The 18,335-nt window shown below is 62.6% G+C and carries 10 protein-coding genes and 2 rRNA genes (1 of these 12 only partly in view); 8 read left to right on the top strand and 4 right to left on the bottom strand.

Features of this window, described 5'->3' with window-relative positions; all coding sequences use genetic code 11:
- From ACPFMA_RS25365 to recD, 5 genes are all read left to right on the top strand, one after another.
- Positions 1–2,529: ribosomal RNA gene (locus ACPFMA_RS25365) — 23S ribosomal RNA — on the top strand; it begins 362 nt to the left of the window's first position.
- Positions 2,530–2,665: 136 nt separating this feature from the next.
- Positions 2,666–2,781 (top strand): 5S ribosomal RNA (gene rrf / locus ACPFMA_RS25360).
- Between the two features lie 144 nt (positions 2,782–2,925).
- Positions 2,926–6,402 (top strand): exodeoxyribonuclease V subunit gamma, encoded by a 3,477-nt coding sequence (gene recC, locus ACPFMA_RS25355; RefSeq protein WP_425928996.1) that lies wholly within the window; start codon positions 2,926–2,928, stop codon positions 6,400–6,402.
- Positions 6,399–10,088: an exodeoxyribonuclease V subunit beta gene (gene recB / locus ACPFMA_RS25350; protein WP_425928994.1), complete on the top strand. Its 3,690-nt coding sequence runs from the start codon at positions 6,399–6,401 to the stop codon at positions 10,086–10,088. Before recC ends, recB begins: the two co-directional genes overlap by 4 nt.
- A complete protein-coding gene (gene recD / locus ACPFMA_RS25345) occupies positions 10,085–12,166 on the top strand; it encodes an exodeoxyribonuclease V subunit alpha (RefSeq protein ID WP_425928992.1) in 2,082 nt (693 codons plus the stop codon). The genes recB and recD overlap by 4 nt, the downstream gene beginning before the upstream one ends.
- Before the next feature lie 11 nt (positions 12,167–12,177).
- Here recD and ACPFMA_RS25340 read toward each other — a convergent pair whose 3' ends face one another.
- Positions 12,178–13,125, bottom strand: a complete 948-nt coding sequence (locus ACPFMA_RS25340; protein ID WP_064303589.1) for a LysR family transcriptional regulator — start codon at positions 13,123–13,125, stop codon at positions 12,178–12,180.
- Between the two features lie 131 nt (positions 13,126–13,256).
- Here ACPFMA_RS25340 and ACPFMA_RS25335 point away from each other — a divergent pair, with 131 nt between their 5' ends.
- Positions 13,257–14,783, top strand: a complete 1,527-nt coding sequence (locus ACPFMA_RS25335; protein ID WP_425928990.1) for a CoA-acylating methylmalonate-semialdehyde dehydrogenase — start codon at positions 13,257–13,259, stop codon at positions 14,781–14,783.
- A gap of 10 nt (positions 14,784–14,793) precedes the next feature.
- A complete protein-coding gene (gene mmsB / locus ACPFMA_RS25330) occupies positions 14,794–15,681 on the top strand; it encodes a 3-hydroxyisobutyrate dehydrogenase (protein WP_425928989.1) in 888 nt (295 codons plus the stop codon).
- Between the two features lie 101 nt (positions 15,682–15,782).
- On the opposite strand, the gene ACPFMA_RS25325 is transcribed toward mmsB, so the two are convergent.
- The gene (locus tag ACPFMA_RS25325; protein WP_009397672.1) at positions 15,783–16,127 is read right to left on the bottom strand and encodes a cupin domain-containing protein; all 345 of its coding nucleotides are present in this window, start codon (positions 16,125–16,127) and stop codon (positions 15,783–15,785) included.
- A gap of 84 nt (positions 16,128–16,211) precedes the next feature.
- Positions 16,212–17,099 (bottom strand): LysR substrate-binding domain-containing protein, encoded by an 888-nt coding sequence (locus ACPFMA_RS25320; RefSeq protein WP_425928987.1) that lies wholly within the window; start codon positions 17,097–17,099, stop codon positions 16,212–16,214.
- Between the two features lie 111 nt (positions 17,100–17,210).
- Here ACPFMA_RS25320 and ACPFMA_RS25315 point away from each other — a divergent pair, with 111 nt between their 5' ends.
- Positions 17,211–17,975 carry a sulfite exporter TauE/SafE family protein gene (locus ACPFMA_RS25315; protein ID WP_009397675.1) on the top strand — a complete coding sequence of 255 codons (765 nt, stop codon included), beginning with the start codon at positions 17,211–17,213 and terminating at the stop codon, positions 17,973–17,975.
- Here ACPFMA_RS25315 and ACPFMA_RS25310 read toward each other — a convergent pair.
- Positions 17,965–18,279: a putative quinol monooxygenase gene (locus ACPFMA_RS25310; protein ID WP_420057550.1), complete on the bottom strand. Its 315-nt coding sequence runs from the start codon at positions 18,277–18,279 to the stop codon at positions 17,965–17,967. The genes ACPFMA_RS25315 and ACPFMA_RS25310 overlap by 11 nt on opposite strands.
- Positions 18,280–18,335 lie beyond the last annotated feature (56 nt).

Here is an 18,335-nt window from a genome sequence, read left to right as displayed (position 1 = left end):
GTAGGACGGAGCACGAGAAACTTTGTCTGAATATGGGGGGACCATCCTCCAAGGCTAAATACTACTGACTGACCGATAGTGAACCAGTACCGTGAGGGAAAGGCGAAAAGAACCCCGGAGAGGGGAGTGAAATAGAACCTGAAACCGTATGCGTACAAGCAGTGGGAGCCTACTTTGTTAGGTGACTGCGTACCTTTTGTATAATGGGTCAGCGACTTATATTCAGTGGCGAGCTTAACCGAATAGGGGAGGCGTAGCGAAAGCGAGTCTTAATAGGGCGTTTAGTCGCTGGGTATAGACCCGAAACCGGGCGATCTATCCATGGGCAGGTTGAAGGTTAGGTAACACTGACTGGAGGACCGAACCGACTACCGTTGAAAAGTTAGCGGATGACCTGTGGATCGGAGTGAAAGGCTAATCAAGCTCGGAGATAGCTGGTTCTCCTCGAAAGCTATTTAGGTAGCGCCTCATGTATCACTCCAGGGGGTAGAGCACTGTTTCGGCTAGGGGGTCATCCCGACTTACCAAACCGATGCAAACTCCGAATACCTGGAAGTGCCGAGCATGGGAGACACACGGCGGGTGCTAACGTCCGTCGTGAAAAGGGAAACAACCCAGACCGTCAGCTAAGGTCCCAAAGTCATGGTTAAGTGGGAAACGATGTGGGAAGGCTTAGACAGCTAGGAGGTTGGCTTAGAAGCAGCCACCCTTTAAAGAAAGCGTAATAGCTCACTAGTCGAGTCGGCCTGCGCGGAAGATGTAACGGGGCTCAAACCATGCACCGAAGCTACGGGTATCACTTAGGTGATGCGGTAGAGGAGCGTTCTGTAAGCCTGTGAAGGTGAGTTGAGAAGCTTGCTGGAGGTATCAGAAGTGCGAATGCTGACATGAGTAACGACAATGGGAGTGAAAAACTCCCACGCCGAAAGACCAAGGTTTCCTGCGCAACGTTAATCGACGCAGGGTTAGTCGGTCCCTAAGGCGAGGCTGAAAAGCGTAGTCGATGGAAAACAGGTTAATATTCCTGTACTTCCGGTTATTGCGATGGAGGGACGGAGAAGGCTAGGCCAGCTTGGCGTTGGTTGTCCAAGTTTAAGGTGGTAGGCTGGAATCTTAGGTAAATCCGGGATTTCAAGGCCGAGAGCTGATGACGAGTTGCCTTTAGGCGACGAAGTGGTTGATGCCATGCTTCCAAGAAAAGCTTCTAAGCTTCAGATAACCGGGAACCGTACCCCAAACCGACACAGGTGGTTGGGTAGAGAATACCAAGGCGCTTGAGAGAACTCGGGTGAAGGAACTAGGCAAAATGGCACCGTAACTTCGGGAGAAGGTGCGCCGGCGAGGGTGAAGGACTTGCTCCGTAAGCCCATGCCGGTCGAAGATACCAGGCCGCTGCGACTGTTTATTAAAAACACAGCACTCTGCAAACACGAAAGTGGACGTATAGGGTGTGACGCCTGCCCGGTGCCGGAAGGTTAATTGATGGGGTTAGCTAACGCGAAGCTCTTGATCGAAGCCCCGGTAAACGGCGGCCGTAACTATAACGGTCCTAAGGTAGCGAAATTCCTTGTCGGGTAAGTTCCGACCTGCACGAATGGCGTAACGATGGCGGCGCTGTCTCCACCCGAGACTCAGTGAAATTGAAATCGCTGTGAAGATGCAGTGTATCCGCGGCTAGACGGAAAGACCCCGTGAACCTTTACTATAGCTTTGCACTGGACTTTGAATTTGCTTGTGTAGGATAGGTGGGAGGCTTTGAAGCGTGGACGCCAGTTCGCGTGGAGCCATCCTTGAAATACCACCCTGGCAACTTTGAGGTTCTAACTCAGGTCCGTCATCCGGATCGAGGACAGTGTATGGTGGGTAGTTTGACTGGGGCGGTCTCCTCCTAAAGAGTAACGGAGGAGTACGAAGGTGCGCTCAGACCGGTCGGAAATCGGTCGCAGAGTATAAAGGCAAAAGCGCGCTTGACTGCGAGACAGACACGTCGAGCAGGTACGAAAGTAGGTCTTAGTGATCCGGTGGTTCTGTATGGAAGGGCCATCGCTCAACGGATAAAAGGTACTCCGGGGATAACAGGCTGATACCGCCCAAGAGTTCATATCGACGGCGGTGTTTGGCACCTCGATGTCGGCTCATCACATCCTGGGGCTGAAGCCGGTCCCAAGGGTATGGCTGTTCGCCATTTAAAGTGGTACGCGAGCTGGGTTTAGAACGTCGTGAGACAGTTCGGTCCCTATCTGCCGTGGACGTTTGAGATTTGAGAGGGGCTGCTCCTAGTACGAGAGGACCGGAGTGGACGAACCTCTGGTGTTCCGGTTGTCACGCCAGTGGCATTGCCGGGTAGCTATGTTCGGAAGAGATAACCGCTGAAAGCATCTAAGCGGGAAACTTGCCTCAAGATGAGATCTCACTGGAGCCTTGAGCTCCCTGAAGGGCCGTCGAAGACTACGACGTTGATAGGTTGGGTGTGTAAGCGCTGTGAGGCGTTGAGCTAACCAATACTAATTGCCCGTGAGGCTTGACCATATAACACCCAAGCAATCTGCGCTGAGAAGCCGGATTGTGGTGGTGAAGACGCAATGAACCGAAAGTTCGTGCAAACCACAATTGTCACATACCCGATTTGCCGAGGCGTCGAAAGACGAGTTGGCACACAGAATTTCTTGACGACCATAGAGCATTGGAACCACCTGATCCCATCCCGAACTCAGCAGTGAAACGATGCATCGCCGATGGTAGTGTGGAGCTTCTCCATGTGAGAGTAGGTCATCGTCAAGATTCAATTCCGAAACCCCTATCTGCGTATGCAGGTAGGGGTTTTGTCTTTTCCGGTTCGACACAAATCGATCCAGATCCTGTCTGACCCAGGGAACCGGCTCCATGCTATGTTCCCCTCTCTTTTCGACTGCCCAGGGACGTCTCATGTCGCATACCAGCAAGCTGCTTCCGGGATTCATGGTTGTCCACGGCAACCGCTTGGACGAGCTGCGCAGCCTGGTGGTGAGCTGGATGCGGCGTTACCCGTTGGCACCGTTGGAAAACGAGATCGTCCTGGTGCAGAGCAACGGTATCGCCCAGTGGCTGAAACTGGCGCTGGCCGAGGACCCGGAGGACGACGACATGGGCGGCAGCGGTATCGCTGCGGCAATCGAAGTCCAGCTACCCGGCAGCTTCATGTGGCAGCTTTACCGCAAGGTGCTGGGACGCGAGGAAATCCCGGAAACCTCGTTGCTGGACAAGGCTCCGCTGACCTGGCGCCTGATGCGGCTGCTACCCGAACTTATCCACAACCCACACTTCGAACCGCTGCAGCGTTTTCTTCTCGACGACAGCGACCTGCGCAAGCGTTACCAACTGGCCGAGCGCCTGGCCGACCTGTTCGACCAGTACCAGGTCTATCGCGCCGACTGGCTGAAGGAATGGGCGGCAGGGCGTCACGTCATGATCAATGCCCGCGGCGAAGCCAAGCCACTGTCGCCGGCCAATTGCTGGCAAGCCGAGCTATGGCGTGCGCTCCTGCATGACGTGGGGGAAGAGGGGATGGCACAGAGTCGGGCCGGTGTTCACCAGCGCTTCATCGAACGCATCAATGCACTGGAACAGGCGCCGCCGGGCTTGCCGTCGCGGGTGATCGTGTTCGGCATTTCCTCGCTGCCTGCGCAAGCCCTGGAAGCCTTGGCTGGCCTGGCCCGCTTCAGCCAGGTGCTGCTTTGCGTGCACAACCCCTGTCGTCACCATTGGGCTGATATCGTCGCCGACAAGGATCTGCTGCGCCATCAATACAAGCGCCAACAACGCAAGCAGGGCATGGCCGGCCCTGTTGACGCCGAAAGCCTGCACCAGCACGCACATCCCTTGCTGGCCGCTTGGGGCAAGCAGGGGCGTGACTACATCAACCTCCTCGACAGCTATGACGATCCCGCCAGCTATCAAACCGCCTTCAGCGATGGCCGCATCGACCTGTTCAGCGACGAAGAGCCGAAGCACCTCCTGGGCCAGCTCCAGGACGATATCCTCGAACTGCGCCCGCTCGGCGAAACCCGCGAACTGTGGCCCGATGTCGATCCAAAAAAGGACCCTTCGGTGCGCTTTCACATTGCCCACAGCGCCCAGCGCGAAGTCGAGATCCTCCATGACCAGTTGCTCGCCCGCTTCAGCGCCGACCCCACCCTGCGTCCTCGCGACATAATAGTCATGGTGCCGGATATCAACGCCTACGCGCCCCATATCCGCGCAGTGTTCGGGCAGCTCGACCGTAGCGACAGCCGCTTTATCCCGTTCACCCTTACCGACCAGGGGCAAAGGGGGCGGGATCCGTTGCTGATCGCCCTGGAGCATCTGCTGAAACTTCCTGACAGCCGCTTCCCGGTCAGCGAAGTCCTCGACCTGCTCGACGTTCCGGCCTTGCGTGCGCGTTTCGCTATCAAGGAAAGCGACCTGCCGACCCTGCACCGCTGGATCGAAGGTGCCGGCATCCGTTGGGGCCTGAACGCCGGGCAACGTGCCGGTCTCGGCCTGCCGGACGAACTGGAACAGAACAGTTGGCGTTTCGGGCTGCGTCGCATGCTGCTGGGTTATGCGGTCGGTGCTGGTGAAAGCTGCGACGGGATCGTTCCCTATGACGAGATCGGCGGCCTCGACGCCGCTCTGATCGGTCCGCTGGTGGCCTTGCTGGATGCTCTGGAAGTCGCACACTCCGAGCTATCCCAGCCGGCTACCGCGACCCGTTGGGGCGAGCGTCTCAATGCGCTGCTGCAAGTCTTCTTCCTTGCCGAAAGCGAGCACGACGACTATCTGCTGGTCCAGTTGCAGACGCTTTGCGACGACTGGCTGCAGACCTGCGAGGCGGTGGGCCTGCAGGACTTGCTGCCACTCACCGTGGTACGCGAGGCCTGGCTCGCCGGCCTCGATCAGGGGCGTCTGTCCCAGCGTTTCCTCGCCGGTTCTGTGAATTTCTGTACCCTGATGCCGATGCGTGCCATTCCATTCAAGGTCGTCTGCCTGCTGGGCATGAACGACGGTGACTATCCCCGGGCGCAACCACCGCTGGACTTCGACCTGATGGGCAGCGACTACCGTCCAGGCGACCGCTCGCGCCGGGAAGATGACCGCTACCTGTTGCTGGAGGCCGTGTTGTCGGCCCGCGCCCAGCTGTATGTCAGTTGGGTCGGGCGCAGTATCCGTGACAACAGCGAGCGTCCTGCCTCGGTGCTGATCGGGCAGTTGCGCGACCATATCGCTGCCGGCTGGCGACTCAAGGGCGCTAGCAAGGACGACAAGCACGACGCGGGCGAACAACTGCTGGGCAAGCTCACCACCGAGCACCCGTTACAGCCTTTCAGCGCGCGCTATTTCCGCCAGGGCGGCGACCTGTTCAGCTATGCGCGAGAATGGCGCGGCCTGCACCTCGGGAGTGAAAGTGCGACCGCCACGGACGAGCAACTGGAGCGTTTCCGGCCTGAAGAGCCCCTGACCCTGGCATTGCTGCAGGACTTTCTCCGCCATCCCGTGCGGCATTTCTTCAGTCAGCGGCTGAAAGTGTTTTTTGAGGTAGTGGAAGATCCAATTGCCGACGATGAGCCCTTCCTGCTCGATGCTCGCCAGCGCTACGGCCTGAGTGAAAGCCTGCTCGGCGCCGCGATGCTCGACCCGGAGCAAGGCGAGATGGCCCTGCTAACCCAGGCCAGACGTCTGCAGGGCAGTGGGCTTCTGCCCCTGGCTGGTTTTGGCGATTGCCTGCGCGAAGAACTGATCGAGCCGCTGCCGGATCTTCTGCGCCGTCATCGAAAGCTGCTGGAAGGATGGCCGACCCGCATCGACAGCGCCTTGCCGATCCGCTTCGAGGTCGGTGAGCTCAAGCTCGAGGGTTGGCTCGGACGGGTGCAGCAGCGTGCCGACCAGGCGCTGCTGAGCATCACTGCCTTGCCCAACGGCATCATCAGCGGGCGCACGCTGAAGTGGCATCGGTTGACCGGTATCTGGGTCACCCACCTGGCCGCTTGTGCCGTTGGCCATCGACTGCACAGCGCGGTGGTCGCCACCGATGTCACCCTGATGCTGGATCCGCTCGACCAGGCTGAAGCCAGCGAACAGTTGGGCAACCTGCTGATTTCCCGCCAGGCCGGCATGAATGCCCCGTTGCCGGTAGCAATCAAGACGGCCTTCGCCTGGCTGGCTGGCAAGGACCCGGACAAGGCCCTCGCCGAAGCCGCCAAGGCCTACGACGGTGATGACCGGCGCAAGGGCGAGCGCAGCGAGAATGCGGCGCTGGCCCGCCAGTTCAGCGACTTCGCGGCGTTGACTGCCAGCGAGGAATTCGAGGGCTGGTGCGAAAGCCTGTACAGACCGATGTTCGAGGCCCCGTGGCAAACCCTGGCGGCAGAGGAGGTGCGTCCATGAGCGCAGCAGTCGAACAGCCGCCACTGGCCCTCACCTTCCCGCTCCACGGCAGCCAACTGATCGAGGCCAGCGCCGGTACCGGCAAGACGTTTACCATTTCCGCACTCTACCTGCGCCTGGTGCTCGGCCATGGTGGCGAGCAGGGTTTTGGCCGCGAGCTGCTGCCTCCCCAGATCCTCGTGGTGACCTTCACCGATGCCGCTACCAAGGAGTTGCGCGAACGTATCCGCACCCGTCTGGCCGAGGCCGCGCGGTTCTTCCGTGGCGATCTTGCCGAGGCCGATCTGCTACTGACGCAACTGCGCGACGACTATCCTGCCGATGCCTGGCCGGCCTGCGCGAACCGACTCGAAGTGGCTGCACAGTGGATGGACGAAGCGGCCGTTTCCACCATCCATAGCTGGTGCCAGCGGATGCTGCGCGAGCACGCTTTCGACAGCGGCAGCCTGTTTACCCAGACCCTGGAAACCGATCACAGCGAGCTGCTCGGCCAGGTCATGCGCGATTACTGGCGGCGTTTCTGCTATGGCCTGGAAGGTGATGCGCTGCACTGGGTGCGGGAGAACTGGGGCAGTCCGGACCAGCTTCTGCCGCGGGTGCGCGCCCTGTTCGGCCGGCACTCGGCCGAGGTACAGGCGCTGGAGCCGCAAGAGGTGATCCGCGAAGTTCTGCGCCAGCGCGGCGAGTTGCTGTGCTCCTTGAAGGCCCCCTGGGCACAGTGGTCGCAGGAATTGCTGGAAATCCTTCGCGCCGGGATCAAGGCAAAGACCGTCAACGGCAGCATGATCCAGGAGCGTTATTTCAAACCCTGGTGCGACAAGCTTCTGGCCTGGGCGCAGGACGACCTGGCACATGATCTCGATATAGGCACCGGTTTCACCCGGCTGACGCCCGACGGCCTGGCCGAAGCCTGGAAGAGCGAGCCGCCGAGCCATCCTGCGCTGGAGGTGATGGTCACCCTGCGCGAACAGTTGAAGGCGCTGCCGACCCCGGATGCGCAACTGCTCGAACATGCAGCCGCCTGGGTCTCGCAGCGCTTCGAACAGGAAAAGCGCCGCCGCGCCGAGATGGGCTTCGACGACATGCTCCAGCGCCTCGACCAGGCCTTGGCCGGCCCTGCCGGCGAGCGTCTGGCCGGCTTGATTCGCGAGCAGTTCCCGGTGGCCCTGATCGATGAATTCCAGGACACCGACCCGGTGCAGTACCGCATCTTCGAATGCATCTATCGCATCGAGGACAACGCGCGCGATACCGGGCTTTTCCTCATCGGCGACCCCAAGCAGGCGATCTACGCCTTCCGTGGTGCCGACATCTTCACCTACCTTGGCGCGCGCCGGGCTACCGCCGGGCGCCTGCACAGCCTGGACACCAACTTCCGCTCGACCCAGCCGATGGTGACGGCGGTCAACCATGTGTTCATGACCGCCGAACAGCGTCAGGAGGGGCGTGCAGCCTTCCTGTTCCGTGACTCGCGGGGCGACAACCCGGTACCGTTCGTTGCAGTGAAGGCCCGTGGGCACAAGGAGCACCTGCAGGTCGATGGCCAGCCGCTGCCAGCGCTGACCCTCTGGCACCAGGACAGCGACACGCCGCTTTCCAGCACCCTGTATCGCCAGATGATGGCCGCAGGCTGTGCCACCCGCATCGTCCAGTTGCTCAATGGCGGCCAGCAGGGCCGTGCCGGTTTCATCCAGGCCGACGGCTCCTTGCGCGGTTGCCTGCCCTCGGATATCGCCATCCTCGTGCGGGATGGTCACGAGGCGCAGTTGGTGCGTGCCGAGCTCGCGGCTCGCGGCGTGCGTAGCGTCTATCTCTCCGACAAGGACTCGGTATTCGCCGCCCAGGAAGCCCGCGACTTGCTGTCCTGGCTCAAGGCCTGTGCCGAACCGGACAACGAACGCCTGCTCAAGGCTGCGCTGGCCAGCCACACCCTGGCCCAGTCGCTGTGTGCCCTGGCCCGTCTCAACGAAGACGAGATGCTGTGGGAAGATCGCGTCATGCAGTTCCGCCAGTATCGAATGATCTGGCGGATCCAGGGCGTGCTGCCGATGCTGCGGCACCTGCTGCATGACTTCCGCTTGCCCGGGCTGTTGATGAGCCGCACTGATGGCGAACGTGTGCTTACCAACCTCCTGCACCTCTCGGAACTGCTCCAGCAAGCCGCGACCGAGCTGGACGGCGAGCAGGCGCTGATCCGGCACCTGGCCGAACACCTGGCGGCATCCGGGCAGGCCGGCGAGGAGCAGATCCTGCGCCTGGAAAGCGATGAACAGCTGGTCAAGGTGGTCACCATCCACAAGTCCAAGGGCCTGGAATACGAGTTGGTGTTCCTGCCCTTCATCTGTACCGCCAAGCCGGTGGACGGCAAGCGCCTGCCGCTGGGCTGGCATGACGAGCAGGGTGTGGCGCACCTGACCCTGAGCCCGAGCGACGAGCAGATCGCCATGGCCGACGATGAGCGTCTGGCCGAGGATCTGCGCCTGTTCTATGTGGCCCTGACACGGGCCCGGCACGCCTGCTGGCTGGGCGTCGCCGATCTCAAGCGCGGTACCGGCAAGGAATCGCTGTTGCATCGCAGCGCCTTCGGCTACCTGCTCGGGGGCGGTGAGCCGCTGGCTGACTCGACCGCCCTGGCGGGCTGGCTCGATGACCTGGGCAAAGGCTGCGATGCGATCAGCCGCCTGCCGCCACCTGAAGCCGATGACCAGGTTTACGTTCCTGCGCGCCAGACCGCCGAATTGCTGGCCCCGCGTGAGCCGAAACGCCGTGCCGCAGAAAACTGGTGGATCGCTTCCTACAGCGCACTGCGCATCGGTGAGGAGGCGCTGGCGCTCGATGCCGATGTCGCCCAGGCCCAGCAGTTGCTGGACGACGAGCGTCCCGACCCGCATGCCGCGCGCGAAGTCATGGCGACCGCCGGGGATATCCACCGTTTCCCGCGCGGCCCCAACCCCGGCACCTTCCTTCATGGATTGCTGGAATGGGCCGGTCAGCAAGGTTTCGAACGTGTCGCGGCTGCGCCTGGTGAACTGCGCCAGATGATTGCCCAGCGCTGTAACCGTCGCGACTGGAAAGGCTGGATCAATACCCTCGGCGACTGGCTCGAACATTTGCTGAGCACGCCCATGCCTGTTGGAAATGACCGTAGTCCGGTGGTCCTCGGCGCATTGGGCCAGTACCAGATCGAAATGGAGTTCTGGTTCGCCAGTCATCGCGTCGACGTGTTGCAGCTCGACCGCCTGGTGGCCCGCCATACCCATCAGGGCGCTCCGCGGCCAGCCGCCCAGGCAGCGCTGCTCAATGGCATGTTCAAGGGCTTCATCGACCTGGTCTTCGAGCACGATGGGCGCTACTACGTCGCCGACTACAAATCCAACTGGCTCGGCCCCGACGACCTTGCCTACAGCGAGGCGGCCATGGAAGCCGCGATCCTCGAGCACCGCTACGACCTGCAATATGTCCTCTACCTGCTCGCCCTGCATCGCCAACTGCGCGCCCGGCTGCCGGACTACGACTATGACCGGCATATCGGAGGCGCCTTGTATCTGTTCCTGCGCGGTGCGCATTCACCAGGCCAGGGCGCGTACTTCGTCAAGCCGCCGCGCGCGTTGATCGAAGCGCTCGACGCGCTGTTCCGCGGCGCCCCGCAAGGGGTGCAACAGGACCTGTTTGGAGATGTCCCATGATCCGTACCTTCGACGACCTGTTGCCTACCCCGCTGGACGCTGAACACCTCGCCGCCCTTGCGCCGCTGACCGACAGCAACGACCTGCTGGCCTTGCTCGATCGCTGGGTCGAGCGCGGCTGGCTGCGCTCGCTGGACCGCGCCTTCGTCGGCTTCCTGCGTGACCGCGCCCCCCACGGCGGCCCCCTGGTGCTGCTGGCTGCGGCGCTGGCCAGCCACCAGCTGGGCCATGGCCACGTCTGCCTCGACCTGCACAAGACCCTTGCCGAACCGGACTTCGCCTTGTCGCTGCCTCCCGAGGGTGATGCCCTGGCGGGGCCCCTGCTATTGCCATCGCAATTGCTCGAGCGCCTGAGCGCCGAGACCTGGCTGCAGCATTTGCACGCCAGCGCACTGGTGGCCGCAGGTAATGATGCACAGCAGCTTTCCCGGCCGCTGGTCCTCAGCGAGGGTCGCCTGTACCTGCGCCGCTACTGGGCCTACGAACGGCAGATCGACGGGGCCCTGCGCCAGCGACTGGCGCAGCATGACGCCACTCCACGGGATCTGCGTGCGCGGCTGGACAGCCTGTTCAAGGATGGCGCCGAACCCGGGCAGGTCGATTGGCAGAAGCTCGCCTGTGCCCTGGCCACCCGAAGCGCGTTCAGCATCATCACCGGCGGTCCCGGTACCGGCAAGACCACCACGGTGGTGCGGTTGCTGGCCTTGTTGCAGGCGCCGGCAGTCGAAGCAGGGCGTCCCTTGCGCATTCGCCTGGCGGCGCCGACCGGCAAGGCGGCTGCGCGCCTGACCGAATCCATAGGCCAGCAGGTCGAGTTGCTCGAGGTCAGTGCCGAGGTACGTGAGCATATTCCCTGCGATGTCTCCACCGTTCACCGTCTGCTCGGCAGTCGTCCCAACTCCCGGCACTTCCGCCACCATGCGGGCAATCAATTGCCGCTGGATGTGCTGGTGGTGGACGAAGCTTCGATGATCGATCTGGAGATGATGGCCAACCTGCTGGCCGCCATGCCGGACAGTGCCCGGCTCATTCTCCTGGGTGACAAGGACCAGTTGGCCTCGGTGGAGGCCGGGGCGGTACTCGGCGATCTTTGCCGGGATGCCGAGGAAGGTCGCTACAGTCCGCAAACGGCTGCCTGGCTGGAGCAGGTCAGTGGCGAGTCCCTGGCGAACAGTGGCCTGCTTCCCGGCGATGCGCAACAGCACCCCTTGGCCCAGCAGGTGGTCATGTTGCGGCGATCGCGGCGGTTCGGCGAGGGAAGCGGGATTGGCGAGCTGGCTCGCCTGGTCAATCGCCAGCAGGCGGGCAAGGCGCGCGAACTGCTCCAGCAGGGCAAGCATGCCGATGTCTTCGGTCTGACCCTGCGCGGTGAACAGGACCGCGCCCTTGACCGACTGGTGCTGGATGGCCTGGAGCAAGGGGCAGAGGGCCCGTTGGGCTATCGCGATTACCTGCATGCGATCCGCCAGGGGCGCCCGCCTGCCGACCGGGCCGGGGACGAACCTTGCTGGGGTGAATGGGCGCTTGGCGTGCTCAAGGCGTTCGAGCGCTTCCAGTTGCTCTGTGCGGTGCGCAAGGGCCCCTGGGGCGTGGAAGGGCTGAATCAGCGGGTTTGCCGTGTGCTGACCCATGCCGGCCTGATCGAAGGCGACCTGCCCTGGTACGAAGGCCGTCCGGTACTGGTGACCCGCAACGACTACGGCCTGAACCTGATGAACGGCGACATCGGCATCGCCCTGCGCGTGCCGGATGGCCACTCCGAGGAAGCACCGCTGCGGGTCGCCTTCCCGCGCAACGACGGTCGTGGCGGCGTACGTTTCGTCCTGCCCAGCCGGCTCAGCGAAGTGGAAACCGTGTACGCCATGACCGTGCATAAATCCCAAGGCTCGGAATTCGCCCACACCGCACTGGTGCTGCCGGATGCCTTGAACCCGGTGCTGACCAAGGAACTCATCTATACCGGCATCACCCGTGCCAAGCACTGGTTCAGCCTGGTCGAGCCACGCAAAGGCGTGCTGGAAGAGGCGGTGGAACGCAAGGTGAAGCGGATTTCGGGGTTGATGCTGGAGAGGACCTAGGCGACCGGGTGTTAATCCGGGAATACCATCTCCCGCGATTCCCCCATCAACAACCCGCCATTCCTCTCCGTCACATCCCGGATGTAATCCCACAACAAGGTAATCCGCTTCAACTTGCGCAGATCCTCCCGGCAGTACATCCAGAACTGCCGGGTGATCTCCACCTGGTCCGGCAACACCGCCACCAGCCCCGGGTCCTGCGCCGCCAGGAAGCAGGGCAGGATCGCCAGCCCGCGGCCCTGCTGCGCCGCCACGTACTGGGCGATCACGCTGGTGCTGCGCAGGTGCGCACTGGCATTGGGCAGCAGGTTGTTGAGGTACAGCAGCTCCGAGCTGAATGCCAGGTCGTCCACATAGCTGATGAAGGGATGCTCTGCGAGGTCGCTGATCTGCCGGATCGGGGCATGGCGCTCCAGATAGTCCCGGGTCGCATACAGGCGCAAGCGGTAGTCGCACAGCTTGCAGCAGACATAAGGCCCATGCTCCGGCCGCTCCAGGGCGATGACGATATCCGCCTCGCGCTTGGACAGGCTGATGAAGTGTGGCAGCGGCAGGATATCCACCGAGATCGCCGGCCAGGTATCGACGAAGTGGCTGAGCTGCGGGGTGATGAAGAAGCTGCCGAACCCTTCGGTACAGCCCATCCGCACATGTCCGGAAAGCGCCACGCCTGACCCGGAAACCTGTTCGCAGGCCATATGCAGGGTGCTTTCGATAGCTTCCGCATAGGTCAGCAGGCGCTGGCCCTCTGCGGTCAGCACGAAGCCGTTGGTCCGCGACTTCTCGAACAGCAAGGTGCCCAGTGCCTGCTCCAGCGAATTGATCCGCCGCGACACGGTCGTGTAGTCCACGTTCAGGCGCTTGGCCGCGCTGCTGGCCTTGCGCGTGCGCGCCACTTCGAGAAAGAACTTCAGGTCGTCCCAGTTCAGCGAACCCAGGGAGGTGATGTTTTTTTGCATGTTGGACCGGTTTTTATGTGCGTTTTTGTTGGAGATTTGCACATCTATACTCCAAAACACCCCAGGCCCCCAAGCGCCTAGCAGCGGCGCGGCCGATTCTCTCGCTAACAATAATGTCCAGGAGAAGCCCCATGAACGCATCCCTCACGCCCGGCCAGACCAAGATCGATCAGGTCCGCCTGTTGATCGACGGCCAGTGGGTCGAGTCGAAAACCAGCGAATGGCGAGACATCGTCAACCCGGCCACCCAGGAAGTGCTGGCGCGCGTGCCCTTTGCCACCGCCGAGGAAGTGGATGCCGCCGTGGCTGCCGCCCAGCGCGCCTTCAAGACCTGGAAGGACACCCCGATCGGCGCACGCATGCGCATCATGCTGCGCCTGCAGGCGCTGATCCGTGAACATTCCAAGCGCATCGCCGTGACCCTCAGCGCCGAGCAGGGCAAGACCATCGCCGACGCCGAGGGCGATATCTTCCGCGGCCTGGAAGTGGTGGAGCATGCGTGCAGCATCGGCACCCTGCAGATGGGCGAGTTCGCCGAGAACGTGGCCGGTGGGGTCGACACCTACACCCTGCGCCAGCCGATCGGTGTGTGCGCCGGCATCACCCCGTTCAACTTCCCGGCAATGATCCCGCTGTGGATGTTCCCGATGGCGATCGTCTGCGGCAATACCTTCGTGCTCAAGCCGTCCGAGCAGGATCCCCTGTCGACCATGATGCTCGTCGAACTGGCGATCGAAGCCGGGGTTCCGGCCGGTGTGCTCAATGTCGTGCACGGCGGCAAGCACGTGGTGGATGCGTTGTGCACCCATAGCGATATCAAGGCGATTTCCTTCGTAGGCTCTACCGAGGTCGGCACCCACGTCTACAACCTGGCCGGCCAGCACGGCAAGCGCGTGCAGTCGATGATGGGGGCGAAGAACCACGCGGTGGTGCTGCCTGACGCCAATCGCGAGCAGACCCTCAATGCCCTGGCCGGTGCGGCCTTCGGTGCCGCCGGCCAGCGCTGCATGGCGACCTCGGTGGCGGTGCTGGTAGGCAAGGCCCGCGAGTGGCTGCCGGACCTCAAGGCCCTGGCTGCGAAGCTGAAGGTCAATGCCGGCAACGAGCCGGGCACCGATGTCGGCCCGCTGATCTCCAAGCGCGCCAAGGAACGTGTGCTGGGCCTGATCGAAAGCGGTATCCGCGAGGGCGCCAGGCTCGAACTGGACGGTCGCGACGTCAAGGTGCCGGGCTACGAGAACGGCAACTTCGTCGGCCCGACCCTGTTCTCCGGGGTGACGACCGACATGCAGATCTACACCCAGGAAATCTTCGGCCCGGTGCTGGTGGTGCTGGAAGTCGACACCCTCGACGAAGCCATTGCCCTGGTCAACCGCAACCCATTCGGCAACGGTACCGGCTTGTTCACCCAGAGCGGAGCGGCAGCGCGCAAGTTCCAGGCGGAGATCGACGTCGGCCAGGTCGGCATCAATATCCCGATTCCGGTGCCGGTGCCGTTCTTCAGCTTCACCGGATCCCGTGGCTCCAAGCTCGGCGACCTCGGCCCGTACGGCAAGCAGGTGGTGCAGTTCTACACTCAGACCAAGACGGTCACTGCCCGCTGGTTCGATGACGACAGCGTCAACGACGGCGTGAACACCACCATCAGCCTGCGCTAAGGAGTCGATCATGCGTATCGCATTCATAGGACTGGGCAACATGGGCGCGCCGATGGCGCGCAACCTGATCAAGGCCGGGCACCACCTCGACCTGTTCGACCTCAATACCAGCGTTCTCGCCGAACTGGCGGGTCTGGGCGGGCATATCAGCGATTCGCCGCGACATGCCGCCAGCAGCGCCGAGCTGGTCATCACCATGCTTCCTGCCGCGGCTCATGTGCGCAGCGTCTACCTGGGTGAAAACGGGGTGCTGGCCGGTGTCCGTGCCGGTACGCCGGTGGTGGACTGCAGCACCATCGATCCGCAGACCGCCCGTGACGTGTCCGCTGCCGCGAAGAAACAGGGCGTGGACATGGGCGACGCGCCGGTGTCGGGAGGGACCGGGGGCGCGGCGGCGGGGACCTTGACCTTCATGGTCGGTGGCAGCGACGCGCTGTTCACCACCCTGCAGCCGGTACTGGCGCAGATGGGCCGCAATATCGTGCATTGCGGCGATGTCGGCACCGGGCAGATCGCCAAGATCTGCAACAACCTGCTGCTGGGGATTTCCATGGTCGGCGTGTCCGAGGCCATGGCCCTGGGCAATGCGCTGGGAATCGATACCAAGGTGCTGGCGGGCATCATCAACAGCTCAACCGGGCGATGCTGGAGTTCCGACACCTACAATCCGTGGCCGGGAATCATCGATACCGCACCTGCGGCTCGCGGGTATACCGGGGGCTTCGGGGCGGACCTGATGCTCAAGGACCTGGGACTGGCGACCGAAGCGGCGAAACAGGCACATCAGCCGGTGATCCTCGGAGCGGTGGCACAGCAGCTCTACCAGGCGATGAGCTTGCGCGGGGATGGCGGGAAGGACTTTTCGGCGATCGTGGAGAGTTACCGTAAGTCGGAGTAACTGACGACGCGGACCTTGTGGGAGCGGGTTCACCCGCGATTACGATGGTGAATTCACTACAGTAATCGCGGGTGAACCCGCTCCCACAGGGGCCGCGTAAATCAAGCAAAGACGAAATACTTGCGCACCGTCTCGACCACTTCCCAAGTGCCCTTCATTCCCGGCTCGACGATGAAGATATCCCCGGCGCGCAGGTGAATCGGCTCCTGGCCGTCAGGGGTGATCACGCAATAGCCTTCCTGGAAATGGCAGTACTCCCACTTCTCGTAAGCCACTCGCCATTTGCCCGGGGTGCAGATCCAGGTGCCCATGATCTTGCTGCCGTCTTCGCTGGTGTAGGCGTTGAGGTTGACGGTGTGCGGATCGCCCGCCAGTTTTTCCCATTTGCAGGCGTCGAGTACCGGCAGCGGATGGGTATCGCGAAGGACCACGATTGGCTTGCTCATAAGGGCTCCGTCAGGCAATTGAAAGAGTCCGCAGCCTAGCGGGCCGGTCTGCCCGGCAATTGCCTGTGTTCGACGTCCAGTTGTCTAAACGCGCGGCGCCAGGGCCTCGAGCAGGGCCAGGGCCTGACCGGGCAAGCTGGCGAAACCCCGTGCGCAGAGCAGCAACCGGCGCTGCGCCCACTCTTCCTGCAAGGCCACACTGTGCAACGGCAGCATGCCCTGCCAACGGCGTACCGCCGCCAGCGGCACGATGCCCAGCCCGGCACCGTGGGCGACCATGCGGATCACCCCGTCGAAGCCCTCGGCCCTTACTCGCACCTGCATGCGTCGGCCCAGGTGCAGCGCCTGTTCTTCCAGATGAAGGGCCAGGGCGCTGCTGGCGCCGAGACCGACATAGCCGTGTTCGAGTGAGCGGGGAAAGCCGGGATTGTCCACAGCCGCGAGCGGGTGGTCGGGCGCCATGATCAGCACCAGCGGATCATCGCGGAATGGCCGGGTCTGCAAGTCGCCGCAAGCCACTGCCGTCGAGATGATCCCGATATCGGCGATGCCCTGGCCGAGCGCCTGGACGATACGCAGGCTCGGCAATTCCTGGATATCCACATCGATCTGCGGACGCTGGCGCAGGAACCCGGCGAGCAGTTCCGGCAGGTACTCGGTCAGCGCTGCGGTATTGCACAACAGGCGAACCTGGCCCTGCAGGCCATTGGCGTACTGCGCCAGGTCGAATCGCAGGCGCTCGACCTGGAGGCCGATCTGCCGCGCATGGGTGACCAGCGCCTGTCCCGCTGGCGTGGGTTGCACGCCCCGGCGATTGCGTTCGAGCAGGGCGATTCCCAGTGAACTCTCCATCGCCCGGATCCGCGCACTGGCTGCCGGCAGCGACAAATGACTGCGCCGCGCACCGGCGGTGATGTTGCCGCACTCCACGGTATGGAGGAAAAGGCGGAGGTCGGTGAGGTCGAAGTGCATGAGAGCGGCCGCCAGAAATTGGTTGAGTTTAGAGAAGCCTATTGCCATACGATAGGCTGGCTGCCGAATTTACGAATAGGCTACTGATGGTTATCCGGGCACTATTTCCCCATGCAAACCTTCCTCGCCTTCTACCAACAAATCGGCCCAGCCCTTACCTTGCTGGTTCTCCTCACCTTCCTCCTCGCCGGTGCAGTCAAGGGCGTGATCGGCCTCGGCCTGCCTACCATCGCCATGGGCCTGCTCGGCCTGGCTATGCCTCCGGCGCAGGCAGCGGCCTTGCTGATCGTCCCTTCGACCCTGACCAATATCTGGCAACTGGCAAGCGGCGGACACCTGCGCGGCTTGATCAATCGTTTGTGGCCCATGCTGCTGATGATCTTCCTCGGCACCCTGGCCGGCAGCGCCTGGCTGGGGATCAGCAGTGGCGCCTGGGCGGCCCATGCCTTGGGCGCGGCGCTGTTGCTGTATGCGCTGGTGGGATTGTGGTTGCCGCCGTTCAGCCTGAAACCGCGGCAGGAAGTGTGGCTGGGGCCCGTGTGTGGCGCGCTGACCGGACTGATCACCGCCGCTACCGGTGTCTTCGTGATCCCGGCGGTGCCTTACCTCGGTGCGCTGGACCTGGATCGCGATGAGCGGGTCCAGGCCCTGGGTTTGTCCTTCACCGTTTCCACCGTCGCACTGGCCATCGGCCTGGCCGGGCAGGACGCCCTCGGCAGTCAGGCCCTGGGTGCGTCGTTGCTGGTGCTGGCGCCTGCGCTGCTGGGTATGTTCGTCGGCCAGTGGCTGCGCCAGCGCATCAGCGCCCAGCTCTTCAAGCGCTGCTTCTTCATCGGCCTGGCGCTGCTCGGCGCGCACCTGATGATCAACGGTTAGCCGAGGACTCGCTGAGCATCTCGATCAACTGGATGTCGAAATCCCGCTCCAGGTAGTCCATGCGCCGCTCGAAGAATTCAGTCATGTGCGGCAGGGCGGAATGCACGTCCAGCGCTTCCTTGCTGGCCCAGACTTCATAGAACACGAACAGGGTCGGGTCTTCCTTGTCGCGCAGCATGTGGTACTCGATGCAGCCCGGCTCGGCGCGGCTCGGTTCGACGTAGGCGCGGAACAGGCGCTCGAAGGCATCGGCCTGTTCCGGGCGGGTCTTGGCTTTGAGAATGAAGCCGTAGGGTTCGCTCATTGGAAATCTCCGGAAAGTGAAGAGCTGATTCTATTTCAATAATCGGCAGCCAATTT

This window comes from Pseudomonas sp. NyZ201, assembly GCF_049860765.1.
Taxonomy (GTDB): domain Bacteria; phylum Pseudomonadota; class Gammaproteobacteria; order Pseudomonadales; family Pseudomonadaceae; genus Aquipseudomonas; species Aquipseudomonas bharatica.
This window is presented reverse-complemented; position numbering and strand designations above follow the sequence as displayed.